Origin of the sequence: uncultured Sphingomonas sp., from assembly GCF_964243315.1 — a bacterium.
GTDB lineage: Bacteria > Pseudomonadota > Alphaproteobacteria > Sphingomonadales > Sphingomonadaceae > Sphingomonas.
The window spans coordinates 76,807-102,616 of sequence record NZ_CAXTEM010000002.1; the positions used below are offsets into that span (position 1 = coordinate 76,807).

27 protein-coding genes are annotated in these 25,810 nt (G+C 67.4%); 15 read left to right on the plus strand and 12 right to left on the minus strand.

Annotated features, from left to right (window positions below; genetic code table 11):
- Positions 1-96: 96 nt before the first annotated feature.
- Positions 97-1,164 carry an LLM class flavin-dependent oxidoreductase gene (locus tag ACFE77_RS01070; protein WP_375419766.1) on the minus strand — a complete coding sequence of 356 codons (1,068 nt, stop codon included), beginning with the start codon at positions 1,162-1,164 and terminating at the stop codon, positions 97-99.
- Positions 1,161-2,069: an aldo/keto reductase family oxidoreductase gene (locus ACFE77_RS01075; RefSeq protein WP_375419767.1), complete on the minus strand. Its 909-nt coding sequence runs from the start codon at positions 2,067-2,069 to the stop codon at positions 1,161-1,163. The genes ACFE77_RS01070 and ACFE77_RS01075 overlap by 4 nt, the downstream gene beginning before the upstream one ends.
- 35 nt (positions 2,070-2,104) lie before the next feature.
- Here ACFE77_RS01075 and ACFE77_RS01080 point away from each other — a divergent pair, with 35 nt between their 5' ends.
- Together ACFE77_RS01080 and ACFE77_RS01085 are read left to right on the plus strand one after the other, a co-directional pair.
- Complete coding sequence (locus tag ACFE77_RS01080) at positions 2,105-3,181, plus strand: Gfo/Idh/MocA family protein (RefSeq protein WP_375419861.1); 1,077 nt, start codon at positions 2,105-2,107, stop codon at positions 3,179-3,181.
- Between the two features lie 97 nt (positions 3,182-3,278).
- Positions 3,279-5,591, plus strand: a complete 2,313-nt coding sequence (locus ACFE77_RS01085) for a TonB-dependent receptor (RefSeq protein WP_375419768.1) — start codon at positions 3,279-3,281, stop codon at positions 5,589-5,591.
- Between the two features lie 96 nt (positions 5,592-5,687).
- Here the strand turns inward: ACFE77_RS01085 and ACFE77_RS01090 are convergent, their stop codons facing one another.
- Positions 5,688-6,923 carry an MFS transporter gene (locus ACFE77_RS01090; RefSeq protein ID WP_375419769.1) on the minus strand — a complete coding sequence of 412 codons (1,236 nt, stop codon included), beginning with the start codon at positions 6,921-6,923 and terminating at the stop codon, positions 5,688-5,690.
- Positions 6,924-7,031: 108 nt separating this feature from the next.
- Here ACFE77_RS01090 and ACFE77_RS01095 point away from each other — a divergent pair, with 108 nt between their 5' ends.
- Entirely contained in the window at positions 7,032-8,075 is a 1,044-nt protein-coding gene (locus ACFE77_RS01095) for a YeiH family protein (RefSeq protein WP_375419770.1), read from the plus strand.
- Here the strand turns inward: ACFE77_RS01095 and ACFE77_RS01100 are convergent.
- From ACFE77_RS01100 to ACFE77_RS01115, 4 genes are all read right to left on the minus strand, one after another.
- The gene (locus tag ACFE77_RS01100; RefSeq protein ID WP_375419771.1) at positions 8,065-9,060 is read right to left on the minus strand and encodes a LacI family DNA-binding transcriptional regulator; all 996 of its coding nucleotides are present in this window, start codon (positions 9,058-9,060) and stop codon (positions 8,065-8,067) included. The two genes, ACFE77_RS01095 and ACFE77_RS01100, sit on opposite strands and share 11 nt — an antisense overlap.
- Positions 9,061-9,200: 140 nt before the next feature.
- Positions 9,201-9,887, minus strand: a complete 687-nt coding sequence (locus tag ACFE77_RS01105; RefSeq protein WP_375419772.1) for an HAD-IA family hydrolase — start codon at positions 9,885-9,887, stop codon at positions 9,201-9,203.
- 50 nt (positions 9,888-9,937) lie between these two features.
- A complete protein-coding gene (gene bla, locus ACFE77_RS01110; protein WP_375419862.1) occupies positions 9,938-10,783 on the minus strand; it encodes a subclass B3 metallo-beta-lactamase in 846 nt (281 codons plus the stop codon).
- Positions 10,784-10,824: 41 nt separating this feature from the next.
- Positions 10,825-11,097 (minus strand): hypothetical protein, encoded by a 273-nt coding sequence (locus tag ACFE77_RS01115; protein WP_375419773.1) that lies wholly within the window; start codon positions 11,095-11,097, stop codon positions 10,825-10,827.
- A 189-nt stretch (positions 11,098-11,286) separates the two neighbouring features.
- Here ACFE77_RS01115 and ACFE77_RS01120 point away from each other — a divergent pair, with 189 nt between their 5' ends.
- Positions 11,287-11,472: a hypothetical protein gene (locus ACFE77_RS01120; RefSeq protein WP_375419774.1), complete on the plus strand. Its 186-nt coding sequence runs from the start codon at positions 11,287-11,289 to the stop codon at positions 11,470-11,472.
- Positions 11,473-11,668: 196 nt separating this feature from the next.
- Here the strand turns inward: ACFE77_RS01120 and ACFE77_RS01125 are convergent, their stop codons facing one another.
- Together ACFE77_RS01125 and ACFE77_RS01130 are read right to left on the minus strand one after the other, a co-directional pair.
- A complete protein-coding gene (locus ACFE77_RS01125) occupies positions 11,669-11,869 on the minus strand; it encodes a hypothetical protein (protein WP_375419775.1) in 201 nt (66 codons plus the stop codon).
- Between the two features lie 10 nt (positions 11,870-11,879).
- Complete coding sequence (locus tag ACFE77_RS01130) at positions 11,880-12,935, minus strand: SDR family NAD(P)-dependent oxidoreductase (protein ID WP_375419776.1); 1,056 nt, start codon at positions 12,933-12,935, stop codon at positions 11,880-11,882.
- Between the two features lie 43 nt (positions 12,936-12,978).
- Here ACFE77_RS01130 and ACFE77_RS01135 point away from each other — a divergent pair, with 43 nt between their 5' ends.
- Positions 12,979-13,278, plus strand: coding sequence for a hypothetical protein (locus tag ACFE77_RS01135; protein ID WP_375419777.1), 300 nt, complete (start codon positions 12,979-12,981; stop codon positions 13,276-13,278).
- A gap of 351 nt (positions 13,279-13,629) precedes the next feature.
- Here the strand turns inward: ACFE77_RS01135 and ACFE77_RS01140 are convergent, their stop codons facing one another.
- Positions 13,630-14,877 (minus strand): NAD(P)/FAD-dependent oxidoreductase, encoded by a 1,248-nt coding sequence (locus ACFE77_RS01140; protein WP_375419778.1) that lies wholly within the window; start codon positions 14,875-14,877, stop codon positions 13,630-13,632.
- 210 nt (positions 14,878-15,087) lie between these two features.
- On the opposite strand from ACFE77_RS01140, the gene ACFE77_RS01145 reads away from it, so the two are divergent.
- From ACFE77_RS01145 to ACFE77_RS01180, 8 genes are all read left to right on the plus strand, one after another.
- Complete coding sequence (locus ACFE77_RS01145) at positions 15,088-16,113, plus strand: histone deacetylase family protein (RefSeq protein ID WP_375419779.1); 1,026 nt, start codon at positions 15,088-15,090, stop codon at positions 16,111-16,113.
- Positions 16,110-17,276, plus strand: a complete 1,167-nt coding sequence (gene uxuA / locus ACFE77_RS01150; RefSeq protein WP_375419780.1) for a mannonate dehydratase — start codon at positions 16,110-16,112, stop codon at positions 17,274-17,276. The genes ACFE77_RS01145 and uxuA overlap by 4 nt, the downstream gene beginning before the upstream one ends.
- A gap of 27 nt (positions 17,277-17,303) precedes the next feature.
- Positions 17,304-18,260, plus strand: coding sequence for a 2-hydroxyacid dehydrogenase (locus tag ACFE77_RS01155; protein ID WP_375419781.1), 957 nt, complete (start codon positions 17,304-17,306; stop codon positions 18,258-18,260).
- Positions 18,261-18,421: 161 nt separating this feature from the next.
- Entirely contained in the window at positions 18,422-18,997 is a 576-nt protein-coding gene (locus ACFE77_RS01160) for a hypothetical protein (protein WP_375419782.1), read from the plus strand.
- Between the two features lie 24 nt (positions 18,998-19,021).
- Positions 19,022-19,495 (plus strand): hypothetical protein, encoded by a 474-nt coding sequence (locus ACFE77_RS01165; protein WP_375419783.1) that lies wholly within the window; start codon positions 19,022-19,024, stop codon positions 19,493-19,495.
- A 1-nt stretch (position 19,496) separates the two neighbouring features.
- Positions 19,497-21,995 (plus strand): TcfC E-set like domain-containing protein, encoded by a 2,499-nt coding sequence (locus ACFE77_RS01170; protein ID WP_375419784.1) that lies wholly within the window; start codon positions 19,497-19,499, stop codon positions 21,993-21,995.
- Positions 21,983-22,669 (plus strand): molecular chaperone, encoded by a 687-nt coding sequence (locus tag ACFE77_RS01175; RefSeq protein WP_375419785.1) that lies wholly within the window; start codon positions 21,983-21,985, stop codon positions 22,667-22,669. Before ACFE77_RS01170 ends, ACFE77_RS01175 begins: the two co-directional genes overlap by 13 nt.
- A 141-nt stretch (positions 22,670-22,810) precedes the next feature.
- A complete protein-coding gene (locus ACFE77_RS01180) occupies positions 22,811-23,791 on the plus strand; it encodes a response regulator (protein WP_375419786.1) in 981 nt (326 codons plus the stop codon).
- Positions 23,792-23,800: 9 nt separating this feature from the next.
- On the opposite strand, the gene ACFE77_RS01185 is transcribed toward ACFE77_RS01180, so the two are convergent.
- Positions 23,801-24,061 (minus strand): hypothetical protein, encoded by a 261-nt coding sequence (locus ACFE77_RS01185; protein WP_375419787.1) that lies wholly within the window; start codon positions 24,059-24,061, stop codon positions 23,801-23,803.
- Positions 24,062-24,249: 188 nt separating this feature from the next.
- Here ACFE77_RS01185 and ACFE77_RS01190 point away from each other — a divergent pair, with 188 nt between their 5' ends.
- The gene (locus ACFE77_RS01190) at positions 24,250-24,531 is read left to right on the plus strand and encodes a DUF427 domain-containing protein (RefSeq protein ID WP_375419788.1); all 282 of its coding nucleotides are present in this window, start codon (positions 24,250-24,252) and stop codon (positions 24,529-24,531) included.
- Positions 24,532-24,611: 80 nt separating this feature from the next.
- Here ACFE77_RS01190 and ACFE77_RS01195 read toward each other — a convergent pair whose 3' ends face one another.
- A complete protein-coding gene (locus ACFE77_RS01195; protein WP_375419789.1) occupies positions 24,612-25,346 on the minus strand; it encodes an SDR family NAD(P)-dependent oxidoreductase in 735 nt (244 codons plus the stop codon).
- A 50-nt stretch (positions 25,347-25,396) separates the two neighbouring features.
- Between ACFE77_RS01195 and ACFE77_RS01200 the strand changes: the two genes are divergently transcribed.
- Positions 25,397-25,807 (plus strand): winged helix-turn-helix transcriptional regulator, encoded by a 411-nt coding sequence (locus ACFE77_RS01200; RefSeq protein WP_375419790.1) that lies wholly within the window; start codon positions 25,397-25,399, stop codon positions 25,805-25,807.
- The last annotated feature ends 3 nt before the right edge of the window (positions 25,808-25,810 follow it).

A 25,810-nucleotide genomic window follows, 5' to 3' on the forward strand; every position in this document is an offset into this window, starting at 1 on the left:
AGGGGTGACCCGCTATCCGGAGAGGGGATCACCCCTCCGTCAGTCCTTCGGACTGCCACCTCCCCTTGCAGGGGAGGAATCGGTCCGCGCCAGCTTTCAGCGCTGCAACGGTCCGTGCTCGATTTTGGGCAGCACGTGGCGCGCGAAGAGGTCCGCCTCCGCTGCGTGCGGGTAGCCCGAGAGGATGAAGGCTTCGATCCCCATCGCCTGGTACATCCGCAGCTTGGCTAGGACCTGATCGGGATCGCCGACGATCGCCGCACCGCAACCCGATCGCGCACGGCCGACGCCGGTCCACAGATTCTCCTCCGCATAGCCGTCGTCCGCGGCGCTCTCGCGCAACGCCGCCTGCGCCGCGACGCCGGCCGAGGTGGAGTCGAGCGACTTGGCGCGGATCGCCTCGCCCTGGTCGGCGTCGAGCTTCGACAACAACCGGTCGGCATAGGTGCGCGCCTCCGCCTCGGTGTCGCGGACGATGACGTGGGCGCGGTAGCCGAAACGGATCGCGCGGCCGTGGCGCGCTGCGCGCTCGCGCATGTCGGCGATGATCGCAGCGACGGTTTCCTTCTTGTCCGGCCACATCAGGAACACGTCGCACCCCTTCGCGGCGACCTCGCGCGCGTCGGGCGACAAGCCGCCGAAATAGAGGAGCGGCGCCTTGCCCGACACCGTGCCGACCCGCGGCGGATCGACCTTCAGCTTCCAGAACTCGCCGTCGTGATCGAGCGCCTCGCCGTTCAGCAGCGTCTTGAGGATCCGCATAGCCTCCAGCGTTCGCGCGTAACGCGGCGCCGACGCCAGCGTCTCGCCCGGCATGTCCGACGAGATGATGTTGACGGTCAGCCGCCCGCCCAGCATCCGGTCGATCGTCGCGATCTGCCGCGCTAGCTGCGGGGGCCAGGTCTCGCCGATCCGCACCGCCATCAGCAGCGCCATCCGCCGGAGCATCGGCGCGATCGCCGCGGCGAAGGCGGTGGTGTCGATGCCGAGCGCATAGCCGGAGGGCAGCAGGATATTGTCGAAGCCGCCGGTCTCCGCCTGCATCACGATGTCGCGACAATGCTCCCAGCTCGACTTCAGCTGCGCGTCGGGCACCCCGAGAAACTCGTAGTCATCGTCGCACAGCGCGGAGAACCAGCTAATCTCGCACGATTGATCGGTCACGGCAGCTTCTCCCCACGCGACGCGACGAGCACGTCGTACCAGTCCTGCCGGCTCCAGCGGAGCCGGAACACCTCGGCCAGATCGGCGATCCGCGCCGGGTTCTGCGTGCCGACGATCGGGATGACCCGCGCCGGGTGCGCCATGATCCAGCCATAGGCGGCGGCGGTGCGGCCGACCCCGAACTTCGCCGCAACCCTGTCGAGAGCGGCGGCGACGGCCTGCTCGCGGTCGTTCGTAGGCGTCGCGATCCGCCCCCCGCCGAGCGGCGACCAGGCGAGGATTGCGGTGTCGCTCGCCATCGCCGCATCGAACAGCCCGTCGGTCATCGGCGCGGTGCACAGCGGCGAGAATTCCGGCTGCTGGGTCGCGATCGGCATCGACAGGAAGGCGGCCAACGCGCGGCTCTGGTCCCCGGTATAGTTGGACACGCCGATCGCGCGGACCTTGCCCGACGCGACCATGTCCTCGAGCGTGCGTGCGACCTCCTGCGGGTGGGCGAGGATGTCGGGACGGTGGATCTGATAGAGATCCACCCGGTCGACGCGCAGCCGCGACAGCGACGCGTCCAGCGCGGCCATCAGGTAATCGCGGCCCGAGTCATAGGGCACCGGCGGGGTGATCCCCCCCTTGGTCGCGAACACCATTCGGTCGCGCAGGTCGGGCGCCTCGGCGAACACCGCACCGAGCAGCGCCTCGGCATCCCCGAAGCCGCCGCTGCCGTCGAAGCCGTAGATATCGGCGGTGTCGAACAGCGTGATCCCCGCCGCGAACGCCGCCTCGACCAGTTCGCGACCCCGCCGCACGCCGACACCGGCGAAGCGCCACATGCCCCAAGCGATGGGGCCGACGGCGATTCCGCTCTTGCCGAGCGGGCGCGGATCAGGTGTAAGTGCAATTTCAGACATCGTTGTCATCTTAAGGGTAAAGCGTGGCGGAGCAAGTGCGATACGGCCTGGTCGGCACCGGCATGATGGGGGTGGAGCATCTCGCCAACCTCGCGATCACGCCCGGCGCCGTGGTGACCGCGATCGCGGATCCGGTCGCGAGTTCGATCGACTGGGCGCGGACGGCGCTGGGCGAGCGTGCTGCCGATGTAAGTGCGTTCGGAAGTTCGGCCGAGCTTGCCGCGAGCGGCCTGGTCGACGCGGTGATCGTCGCCAGCCCCAACCATACCCACCGCGAGGTGCTGGCGCCGCTGTTCGACGCGGGCCTCCACATCCTGTGCGAAAAGCCGCTTGCGACGACGATCGACGATGCGCGCTGGATCGTCGAACACGCCGCCGCGTCGCCCGGCATCTTCTGGACCGCGATGGAATATCGCTACATGCCCCCCGCGGCGCGGTTCATCGCGGCGATCCACGACGGCTCGATCGGCACGCTGCGGATGCTGTCGATCCGCGAGCATCGCTTCCCGTTCCTTGAAAAGGTCGGCGACTGGAACCGCTTCGCGCGCAATACCGGCGGCACGATGGTCGAGAAATGCTGCCATTTCTTCGATCTGATGCGGCTGATCACGCAGAGCGAAGCGGTGCGCGTCTATTGTTCCGGCGCGATGGATGTGAATCACGTGGACGAACGCTATGGCGGCGAACGCCCGGACATCATCGACAACAGCTACACGACCGTCGATTTCGCCAGCGGCGCGCGCGCGATGCTCGACCTGTCGATGTTCGCCGACGGTGCCGAGAACCAGGAGGAGATCACCGCCGTCGGCGACACCGCACGGCTTGACGTGCTGATCCCCGAAGGCGCCATCGTGCGCAGCCCGCGGGTGGGCTTCCGTCAGCCGAAACGTGCCACGCGCGAGGTCGTCGAGGTCGATCCCGAGGCGCTCGATGCGGGCAGCCACCACGGCTCGACCTTCTACGAACACCAGCGCTTCATCGCGGCGGTGCGCGGCGAAGGCGCGGTCGAGGTCACCGCGCATGATGGCCTGATGGCCGTCGCGATCGGCACCGCGGCGGAGATCAGCGCGCGCGAACACCGCGTCGTGGAAATGGCCGAACTGGGTTTCTGAACGAAGCGGGGCTTTCCCGCAGGCAAGACGAACGACCCGTGCAGAGACGGGAGAAAACAATATCCACCGCAAGTGTGGGAATTAGGGGAGATGGACGATGTTGAAGGCATTCTGGCTGGCCGGCGCAGCGACGCTGGCGCTCTGGGCTCCCGCCGTGGCCGCGCAGGACACGACGACCGCGGGCGCTGCCGCCGCCGCGCCGGCGCAAGCCGATGACCCCGCCACCAGTGTCGACGCCGACCAGCCCGGCGACATCATCGTCACCGCGCAGAAGCGGTCGGAACGGCTGCAGGACGTGCCCGTCGCGGTATCGGTGATCTCCGGCGATGCGATCGCGCTGAAGGGCGGCGTCAATCTGGAAAGCGCACAGTATCTCGTCCCGACGCTCAACTTCCGGAAATCGGGCACCGCGATCAACCAGTCGCTGTTCCTGCGCGGGGTCGGCACTTCGACCTTCTCGATCGCGGGCGAGCCGTCGATCTCCACCGTGGTCGACGGCGTCGTCTACAGCCGCGCGGGCGAAGCGTTCAGCGACCTGATCGACATCGACCGGATCGAAGTGCTGCGCGGACCGCAGGGCACGCTGTTCGGCAAGAACACCAGCGCGGGCGTGATCAACATCGTCACCAAGCGACCGGGCAGTGATTTCGGCGGCTTCGTCGAGGGCGGCTATTACACCAACGGCAACGAATACCGCGTCCGCGGCGCGGTCGACGTGCCGCTCGGCGAGCTGGTGAAGAGCCGCGTCACCGGCTTCTACAGCAATTACGACGGCAACATCCGCAACATCGCCAAGGGCAACCGGCGGGTCAACGGCTACGAACATTACGGCGTCCGCGGGCTGATCGTCGCCGATCCGACGCCGAACCTGACGCTGACGCTGATCGCCGATTACCGGAAGAGCGACGACGATTGCTGCGCGGAGGTGATCGGTACGCGACCAACCAACCTGACCGCGACCGTGCTGCCCGACATCAACGGCGACAGATCGCGGACGGTGAACCAGGATCTGGTCACCAGCACCACCGAGAATAGCTGGGGCACGTCGCTGCAGGCGGATTGGACGCTCGGCAACCAGACCGTGACGTACATCGGATCGTACCGCGAATACGACAACACCGAGATTCGCGACGGCGACTGGCTACCGTCGGCTTATGTCGGGTTCAACCAGCTCCACGATGTCGGGCCGCAGGTGTCGAACACCTTCACCCAGGAGATCCGGCTGACCTCGCCCGCCGAACAGTTCTTCAGCTACGTGCTCGGGGCCTATTACTCGCGCGCCTATACCGAGCGGACCTTCACCCGCGACGACGTGGTCTGCACCGCGACGCCGACGCCCACGGTGCTGACGCCGTGCGGTGCGCCCGGCACGGTGACGACGCGGCCCAGCGGGACCGCCAATTTCGGCTCGACCTTCAAGAATTTCGCGCTGTTCGGGCAAGGCATCGTGAACCTCACCGACAGTCTGCGGCTGATCGGCGGGATCCGCTACACCACCGATCAGCTCGACGTGTTCCACCAGCGCGTGACGACGCTCGCCGGGCCTGGCATCAACCCGAGCTTCGGGCCGTTCACGGGCAAGACCACCAACGACAACTGGTCCGGCAAGGGCGGCATCCAGTACGACATCGTGCCGCAATCGACCTTCTACGCCACCTATGCGCGCGGCTATAAGGGGCCCGCGTTCAACATCTTCTACAATCTGACCGCGACTGGCACCAACGTCGTCGAGCCGGAGACCGCCGACAGCTACGAGGCGGGGCTGAAGAACACGCTGTTCGATGGCAAGCTGACGATCAACCTCGCCGCCTATTACGCCAAGTACGACAATTTCCAGGCGAACAACCCGGACATCGTCGCGGGCGTACTGGTCACGCGCTTCACCAATGCGGGTCGGATCTCGACCCGTGGCGGCGAGCTCGACCTGCTGTTCCGGCCGCTGCGCGATGTCACCATCTCGGGCGGCGTCGCCTATACCGATGCGCATATCGACCAGTTCAGGGTGCCGACCAACGGCGTCACCACGGGCGTGATCCCATCGGGCACGCCGCTCGCCTATGCCCCCAAATGGAAGGGATCGCTCGGCGCCGACTACCGCATCCGCACCGGCGGCCCGGTGGACTTCACCGTCGGCGCGCAGGGATCATATCAATCGTCGCAGATCTCGCAGCTCGATGCGAACGCCGCGATCCGCGCGGCGACCACGATCAAGGCGTACGGGCTGGTCGATCTCACCGCGGGGATCGCGGATCCCACCGACAAGTTCCGGCTGCTCTTCCAGGTCAAGAACCTGTTCGACGAGAGCTTCGCCTCCGCGATCACCAGCGGCGGCGCCGGCGGCAGCTACCGCTACCTGATCCCGCGCGACGCCGATCGCTATTACGGGGTGACCGCGCGGATGGGGTTCTGATCTAGAGCCAGGTGAGTTGAGGTAGAACCGGACAACTTCTCCGTCATTCCCGCGCAGGCGGGGATGACGGAGAGGGTCGATCCAACGTCATCCTGCTCAATGCGCCATCACTACCGCGTCGCTGCCGTCACTCTCGATCGGCACGATCCGCCCGAGCAGCAGCTGGATCATCCCCAGCGCCACCAGATAGGAACAGGCGCAGATCGCCAGCATCGGCGCGTAACCCAGCCCGCGGCTGAGCGACCACGAGAACTGGATCATCCCGATCGAGCCCATGTTGCCGCAGAACGCGGCGATGCCGATCGTCGAGCCGACGTTGCGCGCGGGCACGATGTCGGTCGTCAGCGCGAACACGTTGGTCGAAAATCCCTGGTGCGCGAACAGCCCGAGTCCGAGGATCAGCGCTGCGGTCCACGGACTCGCCACGTACATCACCAGCGGGATCGGCAGGATCAGCAGCGCATAGACCAGCATCGCGGTCTTGCGCGCGCGGTTCACGCTCCACCCGGACGCCATCAGTCGCTGCGGGATGTAGCCTCCGGTCAGCGCCCCGCACGCCGCACAGGCATAGACCAGCGCCACCGGCAGCCCGAGCGTGCCCTGCTTCATCCCGAACAGCCGGTGGAACAGGTCAGGCAGCCACAGCAGCATGAAGAACCAGACCTGATCCGACAGCACTTTGGCGATCGCGATCGTCAGCGTCTCGCGGCTGCGCAGCACCGTCAGCCACGGCACCCGCACCGGGGCGACCGCATCCTCCGCCACCGGCGCAATCCGCAGAGCGAACCACACCGCGACCCAGACCAGCCCCGCGCCGCCCGCGACGAGGAACGCCGCCTGCCAGCCGAACGCCACCGCCAGCGCGGGGATGAACAAGGGCGTCACCACCGCGCCTACGTTGGGCGCGGTATTGCCGATGCCGAGCGCCATCTGCCGATCATGCCGTTCGAAATAGGTCGCCGCGGTCTTCACCGCCGCGGGCGTCCCGACCGACTCCCCCACCCCGAGCACGACGCGCGCCGCGATGAAGCCCGCGACACCGCTGGCGAAGGCATGCGCCATTCCCGCCAGGCTCCACACCGCGACGCCGAGCGCGAAGCCGAAGCGCAACCCGACCCGATCGATGAACCAGCCGGTGCCGAGGAACGCCACCGCGGTCGCGAACTGGAACGCGGTTCCCATGTTCGCATAATCCTGGTCGGTCCAGGCGAACTCGGTCTCGAGCGTCGGCTTCAACAGCGCGAGGATCTGGCGGTCGACATAGTTGAGCATGATCGCGAAGAAGACCATCGCCACGATCACCCAGCGTCGGCGGTCGATCGTCCGTGCCATGCCTGCTCCCCCCATTTTCGTCGTTGCTGATAACGCTGTCATAGAATTCGCGGCCGGGCTAGTCCGGCAACGCCGGGCGCCTGCCGGGACATAGACCAGGGAACCCGAATGCGCGCCACTCCTCGCCCGTTGCCGATGGCCGCCGACCTCTACGGCGACATCGAGCCGACGCCGAGCGCGCGGTTCCGCGATTATCTTCCCGGGCTGACGATCGTCGTGCTCGGGACATTGGCCGCGGGGTTCATCTCCGATCATTATGGCGCGCCGCTGACGCTGATGGCGCTGCTGATCGGACTGGCGCTCAACTTCCTGTCCGCCGATGCGCGGCTGACCCCTGGGCTGGCGTTCGCCTCGCGATCGCTGCTGCGCTGGGGGATCGTGCTGGTCGGGGTGCGGATCACCTTCGGGCAGATCCTCGCGCTGGGGCCGGTGGCGCTCGCCTGCGTGATCGTGACCGTGGCGACGACGATCGGCATCGGCATCCTCGCGGCGCGACGGCTGGGCTTCGACAGCGCGTTCGGCATGCTGGCGGGGGGCGCGGTCGCGATCTGCGGCGCGTCGGCGGCGATGGCGCTCGCGACCACGCTCGGCGAACGGCGGATCGGCCAGGCGCAGCTCACCCTGGTGCTGGTCGGGATCTCGGCGATGAGCGCCACCGCGATGGTGGTCTACCCGATCATCGCGCACGCGCTGTCGCTCGGCGATCTGCGTGCGGGGTTCATGCTCGGTGCATCGATCCACGACGTCGCCCAGGCATTGGGCGCGGGCTATTCCTATTCGGATGCGGCAGGGCAGATCGCGGCGATCGTCAAGCTGACCCGCGTAGCGCTGCTGGCGCCGGTGCTCGCGATCGTCGCGATGTTCCTGCCGCGTGGCGACAGCGCGGCGCGCGGCGCGGTGTTGCCATGGTTCGTGGTCGGCTTCTTCGTGCTGGCGGGCGTGAACTCGACGGGGGTGATCCCCGCGATCGTCGCCACGCTGGCGCAGCAGACCGCGACCGGATTGCTGGCGGCCGCCGTGACCGCGACCGCGATCCGATCCCCGCTCGGTCAGCTGCTGGAGGCGGGACCGCGGCCGCTCGCGGTGATCCTGATCGCGACGATCGCCGCGCTGCTCCTGTCGCTCGCCGCGGCGCTGCTCTTCATCGGCTGAAAGGCGCGGTCGAGGCGCGCACGATCAACTCGAACGGGCATTCGCGATATTCGGGCTGCTCGGTCGCGGTCAGCAGCAGATCCGCGGCGTTCCACGCCAGCGATCGGGTCGGGTGGCGGATCGTCGTCAGCGGCGGCCAGACATACCCCGCGAGCGCATCGTCCCCGAATCCCGCAACCGAGCAATCGCGCGGCAGGCTCAGCCCCAGGCCGTGCGCCGCCGCGAGCACCCCCGCGGCCATGTCGTCGCTGCACGCGAAGATCGCCGACGGCGGCCGGGCGAGCGCCAGCAAAGCCGCACCCGCGCGCGCTCCCGAGGCGAAATCGTAATCGCCGCGCACCTCCAGATCCGGGTCGCTCGCGATGCCCGCGGCCGCCAGCGCGTCGCGATAACCCACGGTCCGCTGGACGCTGGTCGCATAATCCGGATGGCCGGTGACGAGCCCGATACGGCGATGGCCGAGCGCCAGCAGATGATCGGTCATCACCCGCGCCGCGCCGCGATTGTCGATGAACACCGACGAGGAATCGGGCAGCTGTGCCCCCGGCGAGACGCGGACGAAGCGCACCGATCGCCGCGCCAGCAGATCGAGCACCGCGGCGCGATCGGTGATCGGCGGGGTCAGGATCAGCCCGTCGATGGCGGTCGCGTCGATCAGGCCTTCGAGGTCGTCGAGCAGCCGTTCGGAGCCGCGATCATAGGGCTGCGCGATCATCCGCACGCCATCCGCCTCGCACCGGTCGCGAATGCCCGACTGCATCTCGTATACGTAATGCGGGCTGGGATTGTCGCAGACCAGGCCGATCTGGAAGCTGCGCTTGCCGCCGAGCGTGCGTGCTGCGGTGCTGGGGCGAAAGCGGAGTGCCGCCACCGCCGCCTCGACCCGCACGCGGGTCGCCTCGCCGACATAGCGTTCCTTGTTGAGCACCCGCGAGACGGTCTTGATCGAGACGCGGGCTTCGCGCGCGACGTCCTTGATCGTCATCCGCACGCGTTCGTCTCCGCGATCGCCCGGCGGCGGCGCCCGTCCCAGATCATCATGCGCCCGCGTTCTTCCGACCAGCCTCTACGATGCATCGTAAGCAGCCCGGGTGACGCGTCAACGAAGCAGGTCGCGAGGGCGCTTCACGCCGAAACGGCAACGCCGATCACCAGGCCTTCCGCCGCCACCGATACCGTCAGTCCGCGATAGTCGCGGATCGACGGGTGTGCCGTCGCGATCGGATGCTCGTGCGTGAAGGTGATCGCGAGGCCCGCCGCCCCCGCGGCATCGGCGGCGGTCAGGCCGGCGACCGTATCCTCCAGGACCAGGCAGCGCGACGCCTCCACGCCCAGCCGCTCGGCACCCAGCAGGAAGCAGGATGGGTCGGGCTTGCCGCGGACGACATCGTCGGACGTGACCAGGATCGTCGGCACGGCGATACCGGCCCTCGCCAGCCGCGCCTCGGCGAGCGCGCGCGACGCCGAGGTGACGATCGCCCAGCGATCGTGCGGGATGCCGGCGAGGAAATCCTCGACTCCCGCGATCGTCTCTACCCCCTCGGTATCCTCGATCTCGCGACGCGTGATCCATGCAGCCTCGGCTTCCGGATCGCTCACGCCGAGGCGCTTCATGGTTTCCACGGTCCGCACGCCGTGCATGATCGAGATGACGTAAGCCGGATCGAAGCCGCGCATCTCGGACCAGCTCGTCCAGGCGCGATTGGCGGAATCGATGCTGGTGATCAGCGTGCCGTCCATGTCGAACAGTAAAGCGGCGAAATAGCGCCCCGCGTACGGCGGCACGGGCGAAGCGGAGGCAGGCACGTCCATAAGCCGATCGTCCATAGGGACGCGGGCAGATCGTGCAAACGCTTCCTCCCCTATCGCCTGCCCTCCTCGCGGATCCGGTCGGCGAGCGCGCGTTCCGCCGCGGCGGCATAGGACCGGCATGCGCCCGGCGTCGTGCGGAACCGATCCTTCGCGCCGCCCTGGTCGGCATGCGCGGTCACGAGAATATCGCACGGCACGGCCTTCATCACCGCATAGCTGCGCCGAAAGCCCGTGACGATCGCGCGGCTGGTCGGCGCGGTGTAGCGATAGCCGTCAGCCGATACCGGGTTGAGACTGGAGGCGAAGACGATCGACTTGCAGCGCCGTGCCTCGCACGATCGCCAGCTCCAGCTCATGCTGCCCATCGTGTGACCCGGCGTTGCACGCGCGGTCACGATGGTCCTGCCCAGTCGCAGCGCTTCGCCGTCGCGGACGATCCGCACCTGCGGCACCGCGGGGAAGCGGCCGTCGTAACCGCGCTGCGGATCGTCGGCCGCAAGCCGACCGGAGCGCAGCCCGTCCGCGGCCCGTGCGCTGGCGATCACGACCGCGCCGGTGTCGCGAGCCAAGGCGGCGATCCCGCCGGCATGGTCGAAATGCGGTTCGGTGCTGAGGATGTACCTGATGTCGCGGGGCTTGAAGCCGAGCTTCGCGACGTTAGCGAGGATCGCCGGTGCCGCCTGCGGCAAGGCGCCGTCGACGAGGATCAGTCCGTCACCGGTGTCGATCAGAACGACGCTGAGCCCGCCGAAGCCGACGAGGTAGCTGTTGCCGAACATGCGCACAGGCGGCCGAGGAGCGAGCCATTCCGCGGCGCGTTCGACCGCGATCGGCCGGGTCAGCGGATCATCCGCCGCCTCCGCCATGGTGGCGCCGATCAGCGCCAGAACCGCCATCGCGGCGACCCTGGCGGCAACGAAACCGTTCTTGCGATTCATCATGCCGGCCCCTCGTTCGAACTCATTTTCTCCGACATCTCCATCAGCGTCCTGGCGGCATCCCGATCCGCCGGATCCTTGAACACCACATCGAGATCGGGTGCCGCATCGAGCGTGAACAACAGAGTCCACAGCGCGAACCGCCGCGACCTATCCCTCTCCAGCCCGAGGTCGACCCGCACATGCTCCAGCCCGGCGGCAAACGCTTCGGCGGGCACGGCGCCGAGATCGGCCGTGCCGAAGTAGCGGCGCATCTGGTCGTCCAAGTCCATCCGGCTCACCTAACGAAACGCGGTGCCGCGGCAAGCCCGGCCACTGGCGATCGGGTTCGGCCGATACCGCTCCGTTCGCCCTCCACACGCAGGAGTCGAGACGGCTTATCATGCGTTAAGTGATGCAGATTCCACGGAACTGTGCGTGCGGAGACGGGTTCGTTTTGGCGAACGAAAAGGACGATGACCATGGCTCAGAAAGGTGCAGGCAGTAATCCTGGTGCGATCACCACCAAGGGCGGAGACGGTGCGAGCGGCAGCACCGGGACCGGCCGAGGCGGCGGCAATAACGGGCGCGGCAGTCAATCGGCTTCCAAGAAGAAGTCGCCCGACAAGGACGGCAGCAACGAGGCCGGGGCGAACCGCGAGGGTTGATTACGGCCTCGCTTCTTCGAGACTCTGCAAAACTCACTCCGTCATCCCGGACTTGTTCCGGGATCCACTGGTCCGCAGGAGCATCAGGCGTTGATCATGCGGCACCGTGGACCCCGGAACTAGTCCGGGGTGACGAGTGGGTTGGGCATCGTTAGCGACTTTGGTGACGATTTCGCTTCCTCGAGCGGACCGTCACTCAGCCGGGCACCTTCCACACATAGACGATCAACCCGACGAGGATCGGCAGCACGCAGGCGATCGCCAGGGCCATGCCGGCGCGGCGGCCTCGCAGACGCCCCTTTCGGTGCAGCGCAAAGCCGACCGCTGCAACCGCCAGGGTCGCGGCGATCACGATATAGAGAAGCGCGACGATATCGCTGCTGGTGCCGGGTCCCATCGCCTCTCTCCTATCGTCGACCGTCGCCGCCAGCGCCGGCCGGCGCCGCTTTGCCGCTGGCGGCGGCATCCTCCGCCTTCATCCGCGCGCGAACGCCCCCATCGACGCCGGTTCCTTCCTGCATCGGCTGGTGCACCGAGCCGGCGGTCGCCGAAACCGGCGTACCCTTCTTTAACTGGGCACGGTGGATGTTGGCGGAGATCGCCTCGGTCAGGTCGGGGAAGAGGTGATGCGCGGACGACGCCGCCTGCGCCTTCCAGCCCACCGGCACTTCCTCCTTCGGATGCACCGACGCCCACAGCAGCGCCTGGACGACCTTTTCCGGCCCGTCCATCAACACCATACGATCGGCATGGCCGCTGTAATTGGCGGTGTGCTGAAAGAACGGCGTGTCGACCGCCCAGGGCATCACCGTGGAGACCTTCACCGATCGCGCCAGGCCGGCATGGCGGATCTCCTCGTTCAGCGAACGGCCGAGGCTGAGCACGCCCGCTTTCGTGGCAGCATAGGTGGCGTGGTAGGCGAGCGGAACCTCGCTCTCGACCGACCCCATGTTGATCAGGGTCCCGCTCCGCTGCGCGATGAACCGCCGGAGCGCGATCTGGCTGCCGTAGATCACGCCCTTCAGATTGACGTCTACGATACGCGAATAATCGGCTGCGGGCACGTCCCAGAAGCGGCCATTGGCCCCGACACCCGCGATGTTCATCCAGACGTCGAACCGCCCGAACCGCTGTTCCGCCGCACCGGCCAGCGCCTCGACCTGATCGACCTGTGCGACGTCGGTGCCGACCACCAGCGCCTGGCCGCCGGCCGCGCGGATCTGCCCCGCGATCTCCTCGAGCTGGTCGGTGCGCCGCGCCGCCAGCACGACGTTGGCGCGCAACTGCCCCAAGCGCAGCGCGATGCCACGACCGAAGCCGCTCGATGCGCCGACGACGACATAGGTGCGCCCGGCGACGCGTTGATATTCGGACGAGCGCAAATGCGTCGACGTCGCACACCCGCCCAGCGACGCCGCCGCGAGGCATAGAGCACCGACGATATGGAAGCCCGGGTGCCGCACGCGTCAGGAAACCGCGTGCGCGGGTTGTAGGCGATGATCCAGCATGATGATCCTTTTCGCGAGCCGCCGCGGGCGCGGCTGCGGGGGGGCACCGGTCGGCCGACCCTCCCCCACGCCTGCAAAGCGTGAGAAAGGGTCGCGTGGCGACGCTCTCCGGCAGCGTCCCGATTATTGTGGCGTGGTCGACGTGCCGGTGCTGCCCGAACCGCCGGTGCTGCCCATGCCGCTGCTCCCGCTGCTCGTGCCCGATCCGGTGCTGCCGCGCGACCGGCTGCTGGAACCGCGTTTCGCTTGCTTGCCGCGGGTCGAGCGCTGGCTCGATGCGCTCGTGCCGCTGTTGTAGCCGCCAGAGCTGGCGGACGTACCACCCGTTGAGCTCCCGCCCGTTCCGGTCTGGCCCGTTCCCATGCCACCAGATCCGCTCTGGCCCGACCCGGTCTGGCCGGACGACGAACCCGTCCCGCCGGCGGTGCCGCCGGTCTGCGCCGGCGCTGCGGCAGCGAAGCCGAAGGCAGCGGCAATCAACGCGAACTTTGCTGATCTCATCATATTGGCTCTCCGTTACCCCGCTCGACCCGAACGAGCTCGTCGGCGCGAGTTTCCACGGAAAACGCAGTCTTTGCTTGATCTTAACTTGCTTAACGATGATTCACGACGGGTGTTTCGGCACCCGGATGCTCGCTCTCGACCGCCGTCACATGGTCGCTTGCAATTGCGCGAGATAGTCCTTCAACGGCACGCCCGTGTCGGCGAGAGCTTGCGGCTCGTATCGCGCTCGTGCCTCGACGAGTTTGCGCCCCTGGACATAATCCCTGACCATGTTGACGCAGTCGAGCGCAACGACGATGCCGCGCCGGCCATAGACGACCGAAAAGGCGCAGTCCGCGGGATCGCCGCGGAGGACGCAGGAGTCGAAGCCGGTCGACAGGCCGACGGTCTGTAGCTTCAGGTCGTACTGGTTGGACCAGAACCACGGTGTCGACCCGTACGGGGACGGTTCACGCCCCGTGATCACGCCGGCGACCAGCGCGGCTTGATCGTTGGCGTTCTGCACCGATTCGAGCCGCACGGAAGACCCGGGGGAAAACGCGTTGTGGTGGGCGGCACAATCGCCGATCGCATAGATATCGGGCAGGCTGGTGTGGCCGTAGCCGTCGATGTCGACACCGTTGGTGCCCGTCGCGCCGGCCGCAAATAGCGGTTCGACGTCGGGGACGATCCCGATGCCAACGATCACCGCGTCGGCGTCGATCGTCTCGCCGGTCGCGAGGAGCACCGACGCGACCTTGCCATCGCTGCCGACGATGCAGTCGACCGCGGTCGACAGGCGGATGTCGACGCCGTGCGCACGATGTTCGTTCTCGAAGAACCGCGACAAGGGCTCGCCGGCGACGCGGGACAGGACCCGGTCGAGCGCTTCCAGCACGATCAGGCGCTTGCCCAGCTTCGACAGCACCGCCGCCGCCTCCAGCCCGATATAGCCGCCACCGACCACGACCACGGTGCGGATCGCAGGCAGTTCGCTCGCAAGTCGATCGACGTCGACGCGAGTGCGCACGGTATGCACGCCTTGCAGATCGGCACCGCCGCAGGTCAGCCGGCGCGCCTGCCCCCCCGCCGCCCAGACGAGGGTGCCATAGCCGAAGGTCTCGCCCGCGGCGGTGCTGAGCATATGCCCCTCAGCATCGACCGCGGTCGCGCGGGTGCCGAGGTGGAGCTCGATATCCCGCTCCGCCCAGAAGCCCGCCGGACGGATCAGCAGGCGTTCGAAGGTCTTGCCGCCTGACAGATACTCTTTCGACAAGGGCGGACGTTCGTAAGGTGGATCTGGCTCGTCGCCGATCATCACGACCGATCCCGCAAAGCCCTGTTGGCGGAGCGCAATCGCGCAGGCCGCGCCGGCATGGCCGGCACCGACGATCACGACATCATAATGGCGCATCGATACTCCGAAACGATGAAGAACGGTCAGGCCGTCGCGGCCCGGCATGACCGCGATCTGGCACGAAAGCCGGCATCTGTCTTTACGCCATTCGCGCAGATCGTTCGGTTCGGCGCGCCGGGATTGTCAGGGTCCGTGCCGGTCGGCTAGCGTCGCGACGGCATTTCCCCTCGTCCGGTCCGCAGGAACAAGCATGAAGTCGACCTTCGCGTGATCACGATATTCGACCATCGCCAACTGCTGCACGCACCGGTTCGCGAGCTGCACAATGGCGGGTGGACCGCCTATGCCGAGACCCCCGATCGGGCCGAGACGATCCTGGCCGCGATAGGCCCTGCGCTGCCCGCGCGCGACTTGGGCCTGGCGCCAATCGCGGCGGTGCACGACGCGGGCTATCTGCGATTCCTCGAGGCGGCGCACCGCGACTGGCTCGCGGCGGGTCGAGAGGGCGATGCGATCGGCTATGCCTGGCCGGTGGTCGGGCGGCGCGATGTCGATCTGACGCGGATCGACGCGCGGCTCGGACGCTACAGCTACGACGCGTCGACACCGATCGCCGAGCATAGCTGGACCTCGGCCTATTGGTCGGCGCAGACCGCCCTTACCGCGCTCGACGAGGTCGCGCGCGGGTCCGACGGCCTGGCCTTCGCACTGTGCCGGCCGTGCGGCCATCATGCCGGCGCGGACTATCTGGGCGGCTATTGCTTCCTCAACAACGCGGCGATCGCAGCGGCGGAGGCGCGCGGTCGTGGGCTCGGCCCCGTGGCCATCCTCGACATCGACTATCATCACGGCAACGGCACGCAGGACATCTTCGTCACCGATCCGGACATGTTGTTCGTGTCAATCCACGCCGATCCGGCGACCGACTACCCCTTCTACTGGGGACATGCCGACGAGCACGGCAGCGGTGCGGGCGCGGGCACCACGCTGAACCTGCCGCTGCCGCGCGGCACCGATTGGGCGGCCTACGAACCCGCGCTCGACCAAGCACTGGCGGCGGTGAAGGCATTCGACACGCGCTTCCTCGTCGTGTCGTTCGGCGCCGACACCTTCGTGAACGACCCGATCTCGCACTTCCGGTTGCAACGGTCCGACTTCGTACGGCTGGGACAGCGCGTGGCCGCGCTCGCCCTGCCGAGCGTGATCGTCATGGAAGGCGGCTACGCCACGGCGGACCTGGGACACAACGTCGCTGCCTTCCTCGACGGCTTCGAGGAGGGTCGCCGCGCATGATGATGACGCAGACGATGCGCTGGTTCGGGGCGGCGGACCCCGTGACGCTGAGTGGCATCCGCCAGGCGGGCGCGACCGAGGTCGTCACCGCGCTGCACGAAGTCCCCAATGGCGAGATCTGGACCGCTGACGCGATTACCGCCCGTCGTGCGGAGATCGAACGCGCCGGCCTCGGCTGGACGGTCGTCGAAAGCCTGCCGGTGCACGAGGCGATCAAGCTCGGCGCGCCCGATCGCGACCGCCTGCTCGATCATTATCGCACCAGCCTGCGCAACCTCGCAGCGGGCGGGGTCAGCGTGATCACCTACAACTTCATGCCGCTGCTGGATTGGACGCGCACCGACTTGGCATGGGCACTGCCCGACGGCGCGCTGGCGTTGCGGTTCGAACCGGTCGCGCTCGCCGCCTACGACATCCACATCCTGCGCCGCGGCGGCGCCGAGACCGACTATGCCGACAGCGTCCGCGAGGCGGCGGCACAGCGCTTCGCCGCAATGGACGACGATGCCCGGCTTCGGCTGGAACGCACGATCATCGCCGGGCTGCCGGGCAGCGAGGAGAGCTTCACCTCGGCCGCGCTGCTGCGCGCGATCGAGGGCTATGGCGCGGTCGATGCCGATCGGCTGCGCGATCACCACGCGTATTTTCTCGAGGCGGTCTGCCCGCTCGCCGACGAACTCGGCATCCGGCTGGTGGTCCATCCCGACGACCCGCCCTTCCCGATCTTCGGCCTGCCGCGCGTCGTCAGCACGGAGGCCGACGTGGCGGCGTTGTTCGCGCGCGTGCCGAACGCCTCGAACGGCCTGTGCTTCTGCACCGGATCGTTCGGGGCGCGCCGCGACAACGACTTGCCCGGCATCGTTGCCCGGCACGGCGACCGCATCGGCTTCGTCCATCTCCGTTCGGTCCAGCACGAGCCCGGCGGTTCGTTCCACGAGGCCGCGCATCTCGAAGGCGACGCACGCATGCCCGAAGTCGTCGCCGCGCTGGTGACGCTGCAACGCGCCAGCGGCCGGTCGATCCCGATGCGCCCCGATCACGGGCACCAGATGATGGACGACCTGACCAGGCGGGCCAACCCGGGCTATTCGCTGCTGGGGCGGATGCGCGGGCTCGCCGAGTTGCGCGGGCTGGAACGCGGGATCGTCCACGCCCTCCGCTGACACGCAAACGACGACCGAGGATGGATGATGACGAAGACGCCCGACATCCTCATGCCGGCCCCGATGGCGCCCGCTGTGATCGCCGCGCTCGACGACCGCTTCGTGCTGCACCGGCTGTGGGAGCAGCCCGACTCCGACGCGTATCTCGAAAGCCATGGCCCGATCATCCGCGGCCTCGCCGCAAGCACCCTCGCCGGGGCGATCGACGGCGCCTTGTTCGATCGTCTGCCGGCGCTCGAGATCGTCGCCAATTTCGGCGTCGGCTACGACAAGATCGATGCGGCGGAGGCCGCGGTTCGCGGGATCGTGGTCACCAACACGCCCGGCGTGCTCGACGACGAGGTGGCCGACCTCGCTATGGGTCTGTTGCTGGCCACGCTGCGCCGTCTCCCCCAGGCGGACCGCTACGTCCGGGATGGGCTATGGCCCACCGGCCCCTTCCCGCTATCGCCGACGCTGCGCGGGCGGCGGATCGGCATCCTCGGCCTCGGCGCGATCGGTAAGGCCGTCGCCCGGCGCCTGACGGGCTTCGACGTACCGATCGCCTATCACGGCCGCTCCCGCCAGCCGGATGTCGACTATGATTATCATGCCACCCCTGTCGCGCTGGCGACCGCCTGCGACGTGCTGATCGCGATCGTTCCGGGTGGGGCTGCCACCAAACGCCTGGTCGACGCCGAGGTCCTCGCCGCGCTCGGGCCATCGGGCGTGCTGATCAACGTGTCCCGCGGCAGCGTCGTCGACGAAGGCGCACTCGTCGCGGCGCTCCAGACCGGCGCGATCCTGGGCGCCGGCCTCGACGTGTTCGAAGACGAGCCGCACGTCCCCGAAGCGTTGCGCGTGATGGAGAATGTCGTGCTCCTCCCGCATGTCGGCTCCGCCTCGCAGCATACCCGCGCGGCGATGGGCAAGCTGGTGGTCGACAATCTCATTGCCTGGTTCGACGATGGACGGCCGATCACGCCGGTAACAACGCCCGGGTAACGCAGCAGCGCGTCCGTTAACGACGCGAAAAACTCGATTTGCGGTGTAAAGCAGACAATCGAAACAACATCGGGTTTTTGCGATTCCCTTAAGGATGCGACCCTAGCCTCGCTGACTATGGCGCTCCGTCATTCGAGCGTTATTTGATGAGGATAGGTCTCTTGACGCTCTCTGCACGCCAACGCTTCCATAGCCGCCGTTCGCTCGCTGCTGTCGCAGGGTGCGCATTGTCGCTGATCGCGTCGATGTCCCCCGCTGCCGCGGCGACCCAGGGCAGTCTGGGGTCGACCTCGACCGGCAGCATCAGCATCTCGGTCAGCGTCGCCAATCGCGCGCAGATCACCGGCCTGACCGACGTCGCCTTCACCAACATCGATCCCTCCGCGGCAGCCACCACCGCGCAGAGCAACTGCGTGTGGAGCAACACTGCGACCAAGGGCTACAGCATCACCGCGACGGGCAGCGGCACCAGCGGCGCCTTCACGCTCGCGAACGGCGCGCTGTCGGTGCCGTACAGCGTGCAGTGGAGCGCGAGTTCGGGCCAGAGCAGCGGCACTGCGCTGTCCGCCGGCACCGCACTCGCCGGGCTGACCAGCACCGCGGCAAACCCGACGTGCAGCACCAGCCCGACGACCTCGTCCAGCCTGGTCATCTCGATCGCCGCACCGAACCTGCAGAACATGCAGTCGGCGACGAGCTACACCGGCTCGCTGACGCTGCTCGTCACGCCGCAATAGCCGTTGCAGTAGGCGGAGGGGATCGTGCGCGGCCGACGGTTCGCCCGGCTGATCGCGGGTCTCACCACGATTGCCGCCGCGACGCAGGCACAAGGCCAACTCGTCCAGATTTCCGGGTTGAGCGATAACGCGTTCGGGACGGTCACCAGCTTCGCTGCCGATCTCAGGATGAGCCAGTCGGTCTGCGCCTTTAGCGGGGTGCTCGGAGGCCGCTACACCGTCGGTGCGGTGGGATCGGGCGCCGCGGGCGCGTTCACGTTGGCGAACGGCACCGCCCGGCTGCCCTATGAGGTGCAGTGGAGCAGCTCTGCCGGGCAGACATCTGGCACCAACCTGACACCGGGCGTGCCGTTGACCGGGCAGACGATGCTGCTGGGCTGCCCCCTCCTCCAGGCCAACAGTGCGAGCCTCACCGTCATCCTGCGCGCGGCGGCGCTCAGTACCGCGACCGCGGGCAATTACAGCGGCACGCTCACGATCATCCTGTCGGCCAACTAGCGTGAAGAGGAGGACCGCAGGCGCGGCGCTATGGCTGGCGGCATCGTTGCTCGGCGTCGGCACCACGCCGGCCACGGGCGCGCCCGCCGCGACCGTCGCGCATGCCCCCCCACCAAGCGTGGAGCATGTCGCCGCCGCCATGCCCGCCGAATTCGCCGCCCTTGCCGAAACCCGCCATTCGGTGGTCGATGCGTTCTTCGGCGATCGGCGAATCGGCCAGTTCCAGATCGAAGCGACACCGGACACGGTGCATCTGATCGAACCGGCCGCCATGATCGCTGCCGTTCCGGATCTAATCGATCGACCGGCGGTGATCGCGGCCCTCACCGGTCCAAAGCCCGCCAATGCGCGCTACATCTGCAACCCCTCCGAACCGGTCTGCGATCGACCCCATCCCCTCGTCGCCACGCTGGTCTATGATGCCGCGCGCTTCCGTATCGACCTGATCGTCAATCCGCGATTGCTGCGGGTAAATGGCGCCGCGTCCGCCCGCTTCCTGGAACCCGGGCCGGCCGCTCCGTCGCTGGTCGACACCGTCAGCTTCGCCATCGCGGGTGGTGACGGGCAGCGGACCGCATATAATCTGCGCAACCGCTTCGTCGCGGGCGCAGGCAACGCGCGGCTGATCGCCGAGGTATCGGCGTCGTCGGCGCAGGCGCTGGACGTGGAGACGCTCGGGGTTCAGCTTGATCGACCAAACGTCCGCTATGCAGCCGGGCTCTTTTACGCCCCCGGTGCGGATCTCGTTGGCCGGCGCAGGATCCTGGGCGTCGGCATCGGATCGCAATTCGACACGCGGCTAGATCGAACCGCGCTGATGGGGAGTCCGATCATCGTCTTCCTCACCCAGCGGTCGCGCGTCGATCTCTATGTCGAGGGCCGGCTGGCGACGTCGAAGACCTTCGAGAGCGGCAATCAGCAGCTCGACACCAGCGGACTGCCCGACGGATCCTACGCGGTCGAACTGAGGATCCAGGACGCGACCGGCGCGACCCGGCACGAGCAGCGGTTCTTCACCAAGAGCGCATCACTTGCGCCGGTCGGGCGCTTCATCTTCCATGCCGAGGCGGGGATGATCGCCGCGACCCGCAACCATGCCCCCTTCGTCGTATCGCGTGTGCCGTTGGCGACCGCCGGTGTCGCCGGTCGCTATGGCGCGCACCTCGCCTGGGATGCGGCGGCGATGGCCACCGATCGGACGGCGCTTGCGGAGATCGGCGTGTCCGCGATCACCTCGGCCGTGCAGGCTCGCGTCGCGATCCTGGGGTCGTCCGCCGGCGATCGCGGTGCCGCGGTCCAGCTCAGCTCCGCCGCAAGCGGCAGGCTCAACTACTCCTTCGACCTGCGGCAGGTACGCAGCAAGCGCGAGAACGGCTTGATCCCGCTCGACACCGATGCGGCTGGGCGCTTCGCACGCAGCGGCCAAGCACAGCGGCTCGGCACCACCGCCGCCGACTACACGCAATTGATCGGCAACCTGTCCTACCGTCTGGCGAGCGCCCAGATTTCGGCGACGGGCTATTACAGCCGCGGCGCGAGCGGGCGATCTTCCTATGCGGTCGGCCCGGCGGTACGATGGTCGATCATTCACCGCGACCGCATGCAGATGAGCTTCAACGGCAGCTATGTCCGCACCGATCGCGGCCCGGCGACTTCGTTCGGGCTGCAACTGCAGGTGCTCAATCCCCGCGCCTCGTTCAGCGCGTCGGTCGGGGCGAAGACCACCAATCGGCCGGGCGATCGCTCGATCGGCGATTATGTCGAGCTCGGCGCATCGGTGCAGCGCGAGAACGTCCTCGGCGGCGACCTCAATGCCGCGGCGGTCGTTCAGCATGGCGAGGATGGGCTGGTGCTACAGGCGTCCGCGGACGAGCGTGGCGCACCGGGTTTCTTCACCGCCAGTCTCGTCGAGCGGGTCGGTGGCCGGACCGCGGGCACGCAATTCGGCCTGGCCGGCCAGACCATCATCGGCTGGAGCAAGGGAATGGTCAGCATCGGCGCGCGCGACCAGGCCGACAGCGTGATCGCGGTGGCGCTGCGAAGCCCTGCGCCTGGCGCGAAGTTCGAGGTACTGGTCGACGATGCGGTCCGCGGCACCGTCACGGCGAACCGGCGCCTGGTGATCGCGGTGCCGCCGTACCGGCGCTACAAGGTACGCCTCCGCGCGATCGGTGGCGATCTGCTCGCGTTCGACACCCGGACCCGCACCGTCGACGTGTTGCCGGGATCGTTCGCGCGGCTCGACTGGCGAGCGCAGCCGGTGGTGGCGATGTTCGGGCGCCTGGTCGGCCGCGACGGAATGCCGGTCGCCGATGCCGACATCGTCACCGACGGCGCGATCGCGGCAACCGACAGCCGCGGCTATTTCCAGCTTCAGGCTGCACGGGACGCGGTGCTGAAGGTACATGCGCGCGGCGGCGTCGACTGCACCGCCACGGTGAACGCCGGCACCGCGCAGCAATCCTATGTTCCTCTTGGAGACGTACCATGTCGCGGATGATCGGTTTCTTCGTTCCGTTGGCTGCGATCGCCGCGGCCGCGCCCGCGCAGGCCAGCATCGTGCTGAGTCAGGTCGTCGTCGACATCCTGCCGACCAGCGACGTGGCGCAGAATATCGAAGTCTCGAACGACGGCACCGACGTCGCCTATGTGGTCGCGGAACCCGCCGAGATCATCGCGCCGGGGCAACCGGCCGAGGCGCGTACGCCGATCGTCGATCCCGGTGTCGGCGGGTTGCTGGTCAGTCCGCAGCGGCTGATCCTGCAGCCGGGCGAACGCAAGACCGTCCGCATCGCCGCGATCGGACCACGCGGCGCAACCGACCGCGTCTACCGGGTCACGATCAAGCCGGTTGCGGGACCGGTCACCGCGGCGGTATCGGCGCTGAAGCTGCTCGTCGGCTACGATGTTCTCGTCATCTACCGTCCCGCGGCACCCGCTCCGAAGATCGTCGGCGAACGGAGCGGCGACGTTCTCACCCTGCGCAACACCGGCAATACCAACGCCGATCTGTTCGACGGCCGTGCATGCGCGGGCAGCACAGCCGCGACGTGCAAGGCGTTGCCGTCGAAACGCCTCTACGCCGGACAGGCCTGGCGGCAGACGCTGCCCGGATCGGGCACGATCCGCTACCGCGTCGCCGTCGGCTCCGCTTCGTCGGAGCAGCAGTTCTGAAACGCGGCGACGATCGAACCAACCTCGCTGCGAATACAACATATGTGAGTTTTTAGAAAAGCCGTAACCGTCCCAACGCCTAATGCGCCGCTTAACGGCATCAGATGCCGCGCAAATCCGACGACAGGCTAGGACGACGACATGCAGGATTCCCGGTCAGAGCGGCGTGTCGTGATCGTCGACGATTCCTGGACCATAGAGGCGTTGCTCAACAGCGCGCTCAGCAAGCGCGACGACTTCCGGGTGGTCGGCTACTGCAGCGACGTGTCCGCCGCCGCGGAGATGATCAAGCGGCTGATGCCCGACATCGTGATCATCGATCTATGCATGGCCTATCTCGACGGCGCAGCGTTGCTCCATGCGGTCTGCGACCTCGATCAGGTCTGCAAGATCATCGTGTCCGATCATTCCGCGCGCAACGCGCTGCTCAGCGCGAAGCTAGTGGAGGCAGGTGCCGCCGCTTGCCTTCCGAAAACCGATCTCATCAGCGATGCCCCCGCCTTCTTCGACAAGATAAACGAGCTATCCGGACGCTTCGCCAACCCCGATCGTCATTATCTCGCCAGCGTGGGCGGCAAGATCGACAATGTTCCACAGCCCGTCGCACGCATCGCGGCGAATGCCGGCGGCGACTTCCCGCGGCCGGCGGACGAGAAGCGGCGCCTGCAACGGATCCTTGGCAAGAAGCTAGCGAACAGCGTGGCCGAGCGGCAGTTCGATCTGATCACCGCCCATGTCGCCAAGGTCACGGCCTACCCGATCTGCCTGCTCACCGTCATCGACCAGGATACGCAATGGATCAAATCGTCGATCGGCTTCGGCCTGACGAGCACGCCACGCGATCAGGCGATCTGCAACTACACCATCGCCCAAGGCGGTGCCTTCGTCGTCGCGAACGCGGCGACCGATGCCCGCTTCGCACAAAATCCGCTGGTCACGGCCGGTCCCGCCATCCGAACCTATGCAGGGCATCCCATAGTCAGCTCGGACGGCGTCGTCGTCGGCGCGCTATGCGTCATCGACAACCGGGTGCGCACGGTCTCCCGGCACGTGCTCGACCAGCTAGCCGGCATGGCCGCGATCGTCGGGGAATTGATCGATCAACGCCCGCTCGCGGCATGATCTTGTTGGCTACGGACGGCCCATCGTGCTGACGTACAACTGCTCCACGCATTGTAGTTCCGCCCAGGCCATGCCGGCGGACTCGGCCGCGTCGACCGTGTCGTACGTGCCGCCATCCACCATCGCGACCGACTCGACCTCGTCATTGTCGCCGCAACTGATCAACGCGGAACCCTCCAGCCGGTAACGCCCGTCGTCCATCCGCTCGATGCTGATGCAATCGCTGTCCTTCGGTGCTTCCTGGCCGATGGGGAGCTTCACGATGTCCATGGCACTATCTCCTGCAATAGCGGGCATAAGGAGCGAGAACCGTCGCCAGCGCAAGGGCGGCATGCGCCGTTGGATTACCCCACATCATCGCAATCCCGGTCGATCGCCTGCTCGGCTCGTGCTTTTCGGTTGATCCCGCGGCCTCGCACGCCGACACCGTCGACGCGCTTACCATTAGGAGACGGACGATGATCGAAGCACGATGGAACGGCGCGGTGATCGCCAGCAGCGATGACACCGTCGTCGTCGAGGGCAATCATTACTTCCCTGCCAACAGCGTCGACGCCGCGCTGCTGCGTCCGAGCAGCACGACGACGATCTGCCCCTGGAAGGGGACCGCGCACTATCACAGCCTCCATGTCGACGGCGCCGACAACCCGGATGCCGCCTGGTATTATCCCGATCCCAAAGCGAAAGCCGAGAACATCCGCGATCGCATCGCCTTCTGGAAGGGCGTGACGGTAAGCTAGCCGGTCCTGTCGGGGGCGGCACACAAGGCGAAGGCGCCACGGCCTCGCAAGCCGCAGCGCCCCCGGTTGACCACGCTGGCTCAGATCTGCGCCAGACCACCGTCTACGAAGATCTCGCCGCCGGTCATGTAGCTGCTGTCGTCCGACGCTAGGAACGCCGCTGCGCCTGCGGTCTCGGCCGGTTCGCCGAGTCGCCCGAGCGGCGTGATCGCGCCCAGTTCCTCGAAGGCCGCCTCACCGACGACTTCCAGCGCGAGGTCGGTCCGCGTCGGCCCGGGCGACAGCACGTTGACGCGAATGCCGGTGCCGCGCAGGTCCTGCGCCCAGCTACGCGCGAAGTTGCGGACCGCTGCCTTGGTGGCGCTGTAGACGCTGAACTGCGGCGTCCCCATCTCCCCCGTCGTCGATCCGGTAAGGATGATCGATCCGCCCGCCTTCATGAGCGGCAAGCCCTTCTGCACGGTGAAGAGCAGCCCCTTCACGTTGACGTCGAAGGTCTGGTCGTACTGTTCAGGTGTGATCGCGCCGAGGGGTGCGAACGAGCCGGTGCCGGCATTGGCAAGCAGGATGTCGAGCCCGCCCCGCTCCGTCTTCACCGTCTCGTACAGACGGTCGAGGTCGGCAAGGTCGCTCACCGAACCCTGCACTGCCCGGGCATTGTCGCCCAGCGTTTCCAGCGCTCGGTCTAGAACCTCCTGCCGCCGCCCGAAGATGTAGACGAACGCACCTTCTTCGATGAAGCGTCGTGCGGAGGCGAGGCCGATCCCGCTGCCGCCACCCGTCACAACTGCCGTCCGGCCTGCCAGTCTGTCCACTTCACGTCTCCAAATAACAAGGAGACGCTTAGCTGGCGTGGTGCATACCTATGGACAAGTATGCACCTTTTGGTAAGTACCAAGTCATGGTAGATACTCAGCCCGTTGCCGGCTTCTCCTGCGGCCTTGATGCCACGCTCAAGGTGATCGCGGGAAAGTGGAAACCGTTGATCGTCTACTTCCTGGCACAAGGCCCGAACCGATACGGTGAACTGAAGCGGGCAGTCCGCGGCGTAAGCGACAAGATGTTGATTCAGCATCTCAAAGAGCTGGAGGCCGACGGCCTGATTTCTCGCACGGACTACAAGGAGGTGCCTCCGCGAGTGGACTACGCGCTGACCCCGCTCGGGCGCAGCCTGTCGGAAGCTCTGGCGCCGCTCTGCGCCTGGGGTGCCGAAAACATGGACGAAGTCGCGCGCGTGTTCGCGGAGCGCGAGCGGTGGAACCGGCAGCTCGCTTGACCG